The sequence below is a fragment of the Dialister sp. genome (assembly GCF_036343215.1).
Lineage (GTDB): Bacteria > Bacillota > Negativicutes > Veillonellales > Dialisteraceae > Dialister.
Genome location: NZ_JAZASU010000058.1, coordinates 1 through 10665, shown reverse-complemented (window position 1 = coordinate 10665; position 10665 = coordinate 1). Strand labels below are relative to the sequence as shown.

General features: G+C 46.9%; 9 protein-coding genes and 1 CRISPR repeat array. All 9 genes read right to left on the bottom strand.

Annotated elements, in window-relative coordinates; all coding sequences use genetic code 11:
- Positions 1 to 67 precede the first annotated feature (67 nt).
- The 9 genes from VZT47_RS07615 to cas6 all read right to left on the bottom strand — a co-directional run bounded on the left by VZT47_RS07615 (position 68) and on the right by cas6 (position 10067).
- Positions 68 to 619, bottom strand: a complete 552-nt coding sequence (locus tag VZT47_RS07615; RefSeq protein ID WP_330224373.1) for a hypothetical protein — start codon at positions 617 to 619, stop codon at positions 68 to 70.
- On the bottom strand, positions 589 to 2811 hold the full coding sequence (locus VZT47_RS07610; protein ID WP_330224372.1) for a hypothetical protein: 2223 nt from the start codon (positions 2809 to 2811) through the stop codon (positions 589 to 591). Before VZT47_RS07610 ends, VZT47_RS07615 begins: the two co-directional genes overlap by 31 nt.
- 15 nt (positions 2812 to 2826) lie before the next feature.
- Complete coding sequence (cmr6, locus tag VZT47_RS07605) at positions 2827 to 3909, bottom strand: type III-B CRISPR module RAMP protein Cmr6 (RefSeq protein WP_330224371.1); 1083 nt, start codon at positions 3907 to 3909, stop codon at positions 2827 to 2829.
- Positions 3910 to 3998: 89 nt separating this feature from the next.
- Positions 3999 to 4439 carry a hypothetical protein gene (locus VZT47_RS07600; RefSeq protein WP_330224370.1) on the bottom strand — a complete coding sequence of 147 codons (441 nt, stop codon included), beginning with the start codon at positions 4437 to 4439 and terminating at the stop codon, positions 3999 to 4001.
- A 15-nt stretch (positions 4440 to 4454) separates the two neighbouring features.
- Positions 4455 to 5168, bottom strand: a complete 714-nt coding sequence (locus VZT47_RS07595; RefSeq protein WP_330224369.1) for an RAMP superfamily CRISPR-associated protein — start codon at positions 5166 to 5168, stop codon at positions 4455 to 4457.
- Positions 5165 to 6265: a type III-B CRISPR module-associated Cmr3 family protein gene (locus tag VZT47_RS07590; protein WP_330224368.1), complete on the bottom strand. Its 1101-nt coding sequence runs from the start codon at positions 6263 to 6265 to the stop codon at positions 5165 to 5167. Before VZT47_RS07590 ends, VZT47_RS07595 begins: the two co-directional genes overlap by 4 nt.
- Complete coding sequence (cas10, locus tag VZT47_RS07585) at positions 6265 to 7809, bottom strand: type III-B CRISPR-associated protein Cas10/Cmr2 (protein ID WP_330224367.1); 1545 nt, start codon at positions 7807 to 7809, stop codon at positions 6265 to 6267. Before cas10 ends, VZT47_RS07590 begins: the two co-directional genes overlap by 1 nt.
- Positions 7806 to 9116 carry a hypothetical protein gene (locus VZT47_RS07580; protein ID WP_330224366.1) on the bottom strand — a complete coding sequence of 437 codons (1311 nt, stop codon included), beginning with the start codon at positions 9114 to 9116 and terminating at the stop codon, positions 7806 to 7808. Before VZT47_RS07580 ends, cas10 begins: the two co-directional genes overlap by 4 nt.
- The gene (gene cas6 / locus VZT47_RS07575; protein WP_330224365.1) at positions 9117 to 10067 is read right to left on the bottom strand and encodes a CRISPR system precrRNA processing endoribonuclease RAMP protein Cas6; all 951 of its coding nucleotides are present in this window, start codon (positions 10065 to 10067) and stop codon (positions 9117 to 9119) included. It abuts the gene before it with no gap.
- 155 nt (positions 10068 to 10222) lie between these two features.
- A CRISPR array of direct repeats spans positions 10223 to 10615; the repeat unit is 36 nt; unit sequence GTATCAATGCCCTTCCGGGGCATTCTTCATTTCTAC.
- Positions 10616 to 10665: the final 50 nt, after the last annotated feature.

Here is a 10665-nt window from a genome sequence, read left to right as displayed (position 1 = left end):
CCACTCCAGGTAAATGGCCAGGCAAAGATGTGAATACTCTTGGCCTTATAGTCAGCGTCCGTCATCCTCATAGCTTGTTCTCCCGAAGATTCTTCATTATTGCAATAGTCATCTCGACATCAAATAGGGCGTTATGCTGACTGCCCTCTTCCATTCCGGAAAGCTCCAGGCGGGGGGCCAGCGGATCAATACCTCTCTGGAACAAAAAACCGGAAAGATCCAGAAAAGGAAACGGGGCCAGCTGCTCACTGGCCGGACGGTCCATCTTCACGCATTCGGTGAAAAAACGGTTTTCAACCGGAAAATTCACATCGGCAACTGCATAGTGGTCCGTCCGGCATTCGAGCCACAGATTCCAGACTTTTTCATAAAGTCCTGCTTCCGTCCGGCAGTCTTCATAGTCTCCCAGAATCGGTATCACATGTTCAAGCACCCAGGGATTTTCTGCTTTTGTGATTGTCTCGGATGCCCCGTAGTAATATCTACCGGTGACGTTCAGCTTCGGATCCGTAACAATAACTGCTGCTGTAAGAAATGGACCGTAGAGGCCGTCCGTTTCGCAGTCTATGACAAAATAACCCTTGTCTTTCAGAAAGAAATCATTCTTGAAGTCTTCCACAGTTTTCTCCAATTGCAATTCTTTTCGTCCCTGATTTCTTCAGCCAGTTCCTTTGTGGTCGCTTGAATTGCCGGGAACTCGCCGGCAGATGCTGCTTTATTTACCGATTCAATCTCTTTAGACAACTTTTTCCTTATAGCAGCCGCCTTCTTTTCAGCACCTTTCCCGCCTTCTTTATATAGCAGAGACAAGCGCTCCGCCTGAATCCCGAGTCCAGTAACCATCAACTGAAGATATTCCTTGTGTTGAAAGCAGATATTTACTGCCTTTTCGTACATCGCCTCTGCGAGCTGCTTCTGGTCAGCCTGATACAGGCAGTAGGCGGTGCGCCAGTAGATGGATTCACTGGGATGGTATTCGATCCTGGTATCCGGTTCAGCAACCTGACTGATACTGTCTATAACAAGCGCATGAAGTTTCTTGCCCCGGGCATTGATATGCAGATGGTCTTTCATCTGCTCCGGTTCCAGCTCCATATTGGAGGCAAGCAGAGCCTGCAGCAGAACAACTGCCAGCGGATCTTTCGCGACAAAGGCTTCATACATGATCCGGGTGTAATACATGAGATAATAGAGCCTCGAAGCCTGAATTTCTCCTGTATTCACTTTATTGAGAAAGGCCAGGCAGATCTCCACTGTGATTTCCTGCTTCTTTTTCAGCCAGGAACTGTCTACATCAGGCAGTTCAATCATAAAGAGCCAAATGCATGCCTCATATATATTCCCCGCCTGGGCTTCAATAAAAGCCCTGTATTGCCGGTGTCTCTCCAACTCCCCCTCGTGGGGACCGTACTGAAGCAGGGCAACATCTGAATCTGCCGTCAGTTCCTCATACAGCTTAGGCTTTTCATGCTGTTCAAGCATTCCTGCATAGATCTTCATGCACAGGGCATCGCCATAATATTCGGAGATCATGTTCGGATAACGCTTGTGAACGATGTCCGAAAGCTCCAATGCCTGCAGAATCTCTTCAAATGCTTTGGATGCCCTCCCCATCTGTTTATAAGCTTCCTTAAACTGAAAGGTATCAATCTGGCAGAGGGCCAGCTTCTCCATCAGCTGATAATAGGTCAGGATGTTTTCAAGGCTGTCCGGGAGCTTCTTTTGCGCCGTCTCCGCATTTTTTATTTCTTCCATGGCTGAGCAGAGGTCGCCTTCGCGGAGATACATGTCTGTCAGATGAAGTTCCGCCGCAAAATGCAGTTTCTCACAAGGAAGATTTTTCTGAACCATCGCAGGGATCACGGTGTTCAAAAGATTTTTCAGGATCCGCTCCCCTTCTTCGAAATCGTCCTCCATATAGGCATCCGTCGTAAATTCACGGATGCACTGATCCAGCTGTACCCTTGCTCCACGGTAGCCGAAATTCACCAGGCGATTGATGATCAGGGGCAGCATTTTCTTTAATAAGCCTTTTTTGCGGCTGAAAATGGCTGTTGTCAGGGCGTCACTGATATTGTCCTGCGTCAGGTACTGGCGGATCCGGTTCTCTTCATAGTCCTCTACAAACGAATAGACCAGGGCATCCTTCCGTATCTGAAAATAACTGATGCGGGAGGCGTCGTTAAACATGCCGGAGCTGATCGTAAGCTCGGCATTGCAGGCGTAGTCTGCCATCTTCAGCTTCGTATTGGTGCGGGCGGAATCCACATGGAATTCCATCTGGGTATTTTCGTCGAGGACAATATGCCCCGCCGCTTTCTCCATGCGGATGCAGGAGTTCAGACGCTTCTTATATTCCTCATCGGATATAACAGAATCTGTCCCGTTGATTTTCTCAACCCTCCTGGCGATGGTGACATAGAGATGGACGCTTTCGTACTCTGCATTCAGCTCCTGAAGCAGGTGCAGAAGGCCATAGGCCATCATCGACAGGTAAAGCTCCCGGTTCCCGCCATACTGTCTGACCTCGCGGTTTTCAATAAAGAAAAGACGGCCGCCGAATTCGTCGTGCATCCGGACAAGATTTGGAATCACTTCTTCGTTTTTCTGGCTGGAGGTCAACCCGGCCGAATGATAGCCTTCGCTGGCTTTCGACTCCACTACCATGTCCGCAAAAGCATTTTCTTTGTATTTATCATGGGGAATCAGCCAACCACCGATAAGGGAGGGGTTCTTCCCCTCACTCACCGTTGCTCTTTCGTTTGTAAAAGTACCGCTCTCGTCGAGCCAGAGATCAAATTCTTTCAGCATATCCCGCCTCTGCCCTTACAACTGTTTGATACTTAATGCAATCTGATCCGGCTTCTTCGGCTTAATCACACGAGCCTGTACTGTCTGGCCTACTTCAAATTCGTCGTGAAGGTTATTTACATAATGATTTGCAGCCTGGGAGATATGAACCATTCCTCTTTTATGATTTCCCAGATCAATAAATAACCCGAAATCTGTAATCGATGAAATCGTACCTGTGACTATACTGCCCTCAGACAAATCCTGCAGTCCTGTATGCACTGTTCCCTGCCGGGCAGGCGTATGAGGCACCTCTCTATGGTGAACAGGTGCCTGATTTGCTGGATGTGTATTAGGTGCGGGCTGTGCGGGCCGTGTATCTGCCGGATGGCAGGCAGGCGTACTTATCTCTCCTCTGTAATCTTCCAACATACCGTACCCGACATGCGTCTTCGCTCCAATGCCAAAGTCTTTCAATATCTCCGTAAATAGTTTTTGAATTGTTTCTGCCGGATAGACAGGGCCATCTTTGATCTTCACATCCTGCAGATGGAAGCGGAAATCAAAGACGACGTTCGGATTGATCCGGAGAAGCGGAAGAGGAATGGGGTTTTTCAAAGGATCACCCTTGTGCGGTGTAATATAGTCAATGCCCATATAAGCGGCATTTTCCCCTGCGTCTGCAGTCATTCCCTGAATGAAGGAATCCAAAAACACGATTTCATTGTCCGGATCAGCAAAAAGAGCCGTCTCAAGATCTTCTATATTCTTTTTTCTGACATCTTTCCCGGTTATTGCAGCTAGTGTTTCCTGGATATATTCTGTTTCACTCTCCTTGCTGTCTCCAAATTTGAATGCGCTCCGCAGAAGGCCCTTGAGGGAACTGCCAGGAAGATAAGGGATTCCTGTCACGTAGTCCAGCGTGAAACCCAGAAGCATTTCGTTCTTTGCTCCGGTTTCATGGGCACTGCCTGTTCCGATCAACACGCCGGGATAAGAGGTTTTCATACGGACACGTGTAAAATCAAGACCTTCGTCCTTCTGCTTGCCCTGCTGAATGACAGCGCCTGCAATTGCAGCATTGATATTTGAAAGATATGTCTGATTTTTTTCAGACATTCCCTTCGCTTCTGCACTATTATTCCTTTCCGCATAGGCAATTGCTGCCGCTTCTTCAGAGTACTGGACATTATAGATGTAATTTGCATTCACTTGTTATCACCTGCCTTCTCTAAAGGGAAGAGGTTCAACGCCATTTTTATCGCCGTCGCCGCTGTCAAAATGTCCTCTTCATATTTGTCCGCAGAATCAGCCTTCTCCATCACAAACTTCTTCAGGGCTTTTGCTCCCTCTGCACCGCCCAGGTCAGCATTGCTGAAGTCGGGGGAAAAATATTTCTTTTCTTGCAGAAGCAGCCAAAGGCAATCCATCAGCTTTTTATTGATTACGGAATCCTCTGCCTCATCATCGCAATAATTCATAATGGTGGCTTTCAGCGAGCCCATGATCACGGATGCGCCAAAGGCTGACATCTTGCTGCGTGCCTGAGAATCAATCGCTTTCCCGCCTTTACATTCGTCTGTAAAAGTATCCTGAATGGCAGCGCTAGCCGGAAGAATCAGCTCTTCTATCCGTTCCTTCGAATTCATATGCACCTCCGGAGATCAGTCCTTTACTTCACAGAATTTCTTTACAAGGCAGATGCCATCACCGATGGAAGCGTCTGCGCCGAATTGGATCACTGCCTTCCCATCTGTCAGCAGGCTGCTGTCAAAGGAAGTAAGGACATCGGTCTTTGCCCCGCCATCATATAGAACAGCGAACCAGAACACCGTTTCGTGGGGAACGATCTCTTCATACCAGAGGTTCTGGCTGATTCCCTTCTTCAGCTGGTTTCGCGCCGTAACCGGAAGGTGCTTCATCAATTTCCGGAAATCCTCTTCTCCTGCAATCGCAGCCTCACACGGTTTTTTGTCTTCCTTTGCGCCTAAGACGGAAAGAAAATCTGCCAGTTCTTTCTCTGCGGTTTTTGTTGTCGTCATCCTATAAGCTGCGTCTCCATCTTCCGCGCGTTTAGGAAATGCGTAGAGATGCGCCTGGGTAAACTTCAGATACCCCGGCTTTGTCCCGGCCTTCTTCTCATTCTGCACGTCACCCTGCTCTGAACCGAACATATCGATATAGTCCGAGCAGGATTCGGAAAGCCCGTGCCGCTTGAAATACTCCCGGATGGCACCTTTGATGCCTGAGGAAAAGATTGTGGGATAGCCCGTCACCGGATCCCTCTGGACCTCATTATCAATAATGCTGTAATTGGCCTCGCCGCTGCCTGCGTGAAGATTGGTAAGGCACTTCATCTCATATACGATAGCGTTCATGAATGATTTCTCCCTTCAATATAAATAAACGTATTCATCCCCACACTGGAAAGATCCGGGTTGAAAAGCGACTGAAAAGCCTGTAACTGATCTTTTGCCAGATAGAAGGTACTTCCTGCCTCTGCAAGGTGGTACAGGCTGCTTTTCTTCAGCCGGGCGTAATAGCTTTGCCCTGTGCCGGTATGATCAGACGTCATAAAACGGAAATTCCGGAAAGATGCAATGGCAAAATCCACTGCCGTTTCATACGGCTGCCGGAAATAGATATCCGACAGAGCTACCGCTGCTATTAATCCTTCCGGGACATCCGCCTTCTCTTCACAGAGATTTTCAAGATTGTTCTTTGCAATACCGGCTTCTTCTTTCTCAACCGCCGTGAAAGCAAAGGAAGATTTATCCTGTCCTATATATACGATATCTTCCTTCGGCTTCCATCCGTCGATCTCCGCCTCACAGCAGAAGCTGTATCCTTCCGCCAGCAGCCGATACTCCTTCTTGAAAAAGGCGTCTTTCTGGTTATCCTTCTTTTTATCTTTTAAGATTCTGGTCTTGATGACCGGGCTGAAAAGATCTGAACTGTGAACCAGGTCTTTCTGATCATCTGCGGAAATATAAGCGCTGATCAGGCCTTCTTTCCCGTCATAGTCTGCCGGGAGATAAACGTCGCGGTGCATCCTCTCTCCGGCCTTTTCCATCCGATAGGATGCAACACCGGGAGCGTCTGTTTCATGCAGAAAATAAGGAACTTTAAAGTATTCTGTATCGCCCTTGCAAAGATGAACCGGGCCCAGACTCTTTATTTTCCCGAACTCCTGCCGCCCCTCCGCAAGGAGATTAAAACTGCTCTCACCTATAGCAGCTTTCTGTTCTTCCGTAAGATGAACGCCGTCTGAGGTAAGACCTACCGTCTGCTTCAGAGCGAGATAGCGGACAGCGCCCACCAGGGTTGCCGGGGAAGGCAGGTTGCCGGATTTGATAAAATAGACATTTGTCAGGACTTTCCCGGGACCTTTCGCCATGTTATCAAACCCCATATTCTTCTCTTCACCGTAGAAATAGGGCTCCAAAGGGCGAAACTTCAAAAGAAAGGTACTCATCAGTCTTCTTCTCCCTTCTTTTCAACGAAAAATTTGCAGAGCCGTAGCATTGCAGCTATTGTTCCGGAAACGGATGCTCCTCCGCTTCCCTCTTTGATCCGCAGATTTCCGTCTTTCTGATCTTTATCAGCCGCATCCCCTAAAGCCAGGACTTCCGTGATCCAGTCTTTTACATCTGTCTGATGTACGTTATCGAAGAAGTTCCCAAATACATCTTTTCTATTGGCATCCGTGATCTGCGTCTGTGACTTGTCCCAAAGCTGATCTATGAACGACGAGAAGCGTTCAATCGTAAAGATGGTTCCGTGTGCCTTTTTGTTCTCATCTTCTGCATGCTTTGCAGGGTTCAGGAATCTGTTCGCCAGCAGGCTTTCCAGCTTTGTTTCCAGTGCTCCGCCCTGTTTCAGGACGAATTCTTCGGACTGACCACTGGCTTTGCGCAACCGGACAGCCAGGCTGCTATAGATTCTCCTTTCTCCGCCGCCTTTTGCCTCAGCAAAAAGCAGCCTTCTGGCATCATCCACTGCTTCATAAAGCGGAAACTTGTAATAATTGATGCTGATTCCATAGGAAAGGGACGGCCCTTTTTCTTTCAGTTCCTCTCGCTCCCGGCTGAAGATCTCGTTAAACTGGACCGAAATTTCATCACAGAGATGAAAAACGGATTCTCCTTCCTTTCCGACCAGCGGAGCCAGAAAAAGCAGGTCATCGCCGCCGGCGTAGACGGGAACACCGCCAAAACGGGCGATCAGCTCTGCACTTCCGGCCGTATAGTCCAGGCATTTTTTTGAAAAATCCCTCTGCGCATCAATGGACTGTTTCAGATCGTCTTTCGCTAACCTTTTAACAACCGTGCCCATATGGTCCCCGTCTGCATAGACGATGGCAAAATAATTTCTGAATTTCAGTGAACTCTGACGATCCCGGTATTCTGCAATATCCAGAATGTCTTTTACCTGCCCGTCATCGCCCTCCAAAAATCTCTTTGCTCCCGTAAACTCTTCATATTCCTTTATTTTCTTGTTATCAACCAGGATCTCCTGCAGATACTGGCGGTCAAAATCTGCAGGCGTCGGCTGCATCAGTTCCAAAGCGTCCAGCTTGGAAGAAACCGATGCCAACACGTTGTTGTTCTCAATACCGCTTTCCGGGATGCAGATATACTGGACGTATATGTAGTCCTTTACATATTCAGCGATTTCATCCTGCGGAACCTTATCATTGCAAGCTGCGACCGTCTTGCCTTTTTCTTCCTTTACCTCTTCAATAATTCCCTGCAGCTTCTTTTCGAAAGTGAAATCTCCTTCTTCCTCCACCTGCAGAATGATCCGGTCATTGTACCGACCGACACCGTCCCTCTTGGCGCTATCTTCCTTTGAAAAAAAAGGAGAAACAATCGTAACGCCAGGTTCCTCGGCGAACCGGGCACACAAATCCCGGGTTACCGTCGAGAAGAAGTAACTGGCCATCCAAAGGCCCGCCGGTTTTGAAGTGCCGGAGATCGTTTCCACGATCGGGCCGACTGTCATTCCGTAATAATTCATTTATGCCCTCCCTCAGCCTTGTACTTTTCTTTTGTTAATTTTACGTTCTTAATGTCCTTGCTTACAAAAATTTCACTATGATTCTGATCCTTCACAAACTCTTTGAAAAATTTATCTATTGAAAAGTCCGCCGGCGCCTCCAGGTAAAAAGGTTCAGCACCTTCTGCATTCTCAACGAATTTGAAGGATATATTTTGAACTCTCCTTTTAATCTCCTCAGAAAGGTCATATTCTGGAATAACGACAATCTCATTTGGAATCACCTTGAACAAAATCGGTGAAGGTATTCTGTCTATCTTTTTCCTTTCGTCAATAATTTCTTCATGCGTGGTCCTGTTTACAGCAGTAACTTTCACGCACCTTCCTTCATATTTGCCTTTCAAGAAATCCATATGATCACAGAGACCAAGATACACCCGAAAATATTGATAGGAATCACCCTGCTTCCCTCCATCAAAAACAACGTCTTTTACAAAATCTCTGTCATTTCTTTTTCCTGAATAATATTCTTCCAGCAAATAACCAGTTACAGGCGGTTTTGGAATACTATGTCCACTTTTCATGTTTGAGTACATGCTATTGATTATATCAAGGCAATTCTTCTCGTACCTGGTTTTCCCTTTTTTGTCTTTGTAGGTTCTTGAAAAAATTCCCACATCTGTCAACTGCAATTCAGGCTTCAGTGAAATCTTGTACACATCACGTCTCACGACATTTTTTATTTTTTCTACCGAAGGTGTCATATCCTTGTCATCGACTTTTGATACATAGAAGCTCCCCAAGCCTTTGTCTGATCGGGTCCCAAAATTGTTTACCAAAAAGAAATCTTCAATATTATTGCGAATAATCTCTAGCAAATCCGAATGTTCTGAAAAGATTGTCATTAATATTTCAGTCTCAAACAGGACAGCTTCCCTATAGATATTCAAGTAATCTAAATACTTTTCATGCGCATCCTTTTTTGAAGTCATATTGCCAAAATATGCTTTGGGAAGCTCAATATATTCATCCTGAAAATATTCTGGAAAAACAACTTGTGGTCCAAGATTTTTTATGTTTTTGTTTTTTTCATTAGACCTGTAAGCCTTAGGATGTTCTCCGATGGAAAAACATACCCGATAGTCTAATGCGCCCTTTTTCTCTTGATCAATGTACCAGGCACTTTTTATGTCTTCACGTTCTGACAGATATTTGTCCAGTCTGGGTTTCACATCTGTGGCCCGCAGGCAGGCGCCATAGTCTTCCGCCTGAAAATGGATCATTGGCGTTACCTGCTGCAGAGTAACCTCACATTTGAACTTACTCATCTACTCATCCTCCTCTGTTTTCACTAAATACTTCCCAAAACCGAAGCTTGTATTCTTTCCTACATGTAATATCTCACCGGCCAGCAACAGCCGCAGCCAGTGGCCTGAAACATTTTTAAGAACCATCTGCCCCTTTATTCCCTTCAGATGCATTTTCTGCTGCTTCCGACCGGAATACCTTGGCACGGACATCGGTTTTGATTCTTGAGAAATTAAAACGGGGACCGGTTCCGGCGGCTCCCAGAGCTCAACCCCCTCCGAAGTGCCCAGCTGATATTGCCGCATCAGGTTGATCCGGAGAAGCAAAGCCCGCAAGAAAGGTTCCAATTCAAACTCTGTCAGTTCCCGCTTTCTGTCTTTCAGCGTCGTTTCGTTCTTGAATTCAAGCTTTAGACAGCTTTCAGCATTGACGTGCTCAAACCTCTCCAACCGATGTTCTATGTAATCATCCAGCAACCGGCTCTCGCATTCTTCCGGATCCAGATACCCGTCCGATTCCCGGATATCATGGCCTGTCCTCCCAAGTATCTGAACCAGGTCAAATTTATTAAGCCTGTCGGATAGCCCCGTTTCGGCCAAAGCCATCACTGCGTCGGCCAACACACCAACATAGGCTGTCTCCCGTCCAAAAAGGATGATGTCGAAGCTCATCTCATCATCCGGGCCAAACGCTTCCCGATAGTCATCGCAGAACACGACGTAGCCCAAAGAGGCATTTTCACCCATAAAAGAAGGAGCCTTCGCGAAGGACGAATACATGATTCTTTGCACAAGGCAGTCCTCATGATAGCTGCAGTCCTCGCAGGCTCCATTTTTCAGGCAGTATTTCTTCAGAAGTATATCCCCAATGCCGCCGCGCAGCATTGAGGCCTTTGCTCTGGGCAAAGTGCACGCTTCTCTCATTTTAATTACAAAGGTTAATTGTAGATACGTGATTCCGACCGATTCCATCTGAAAATCCCCCTGTTTTCAGAAATGAATATGTCTTCAGGCTTTTGCCTAGTCTCATACCTAACTGAGCAACATTATAGCCTATTTGTCCCTGTGTAGGCAGGGGAATTTTCTGAAAAATCCACTCCGATCAATCCAGTCAAGAGCTGGCCAGAGTATTAATTTCCTTTCGGGGCATTCTTCATTTCTACGTCTTCTGGCGTATCCTTAATGAACGGCTGGAGCTGTATCAATGCCCTTCCGGGGCATTCTTCATTTCTACGGAGCAGCTTGACCGTTTTGCGGATAGGTTATGTGAGTATCAATGCCCTTCCGGGGCATTCTTCATTTCTACAGGTGACACACAGGTAGTCACAAGAACCAACACAGGTATCAATGCCCTTCCGGGGCATTCTTCATTTCTACTCTGCCGGATGTCAGACCGCTACGGCCTGCCCATATGTATCAATGCCCTTCCGGGGCATTCTTCATTTCTACCCCATGAAGGAGGGTTGATATTCATGGAACTCACAGTATCAATGACCTTCCGGGGCATTCTTCATTTATACGGCACCCTCCTGGGAGGGGATATTTTACTGGATCCCAAGGACCTATTTCT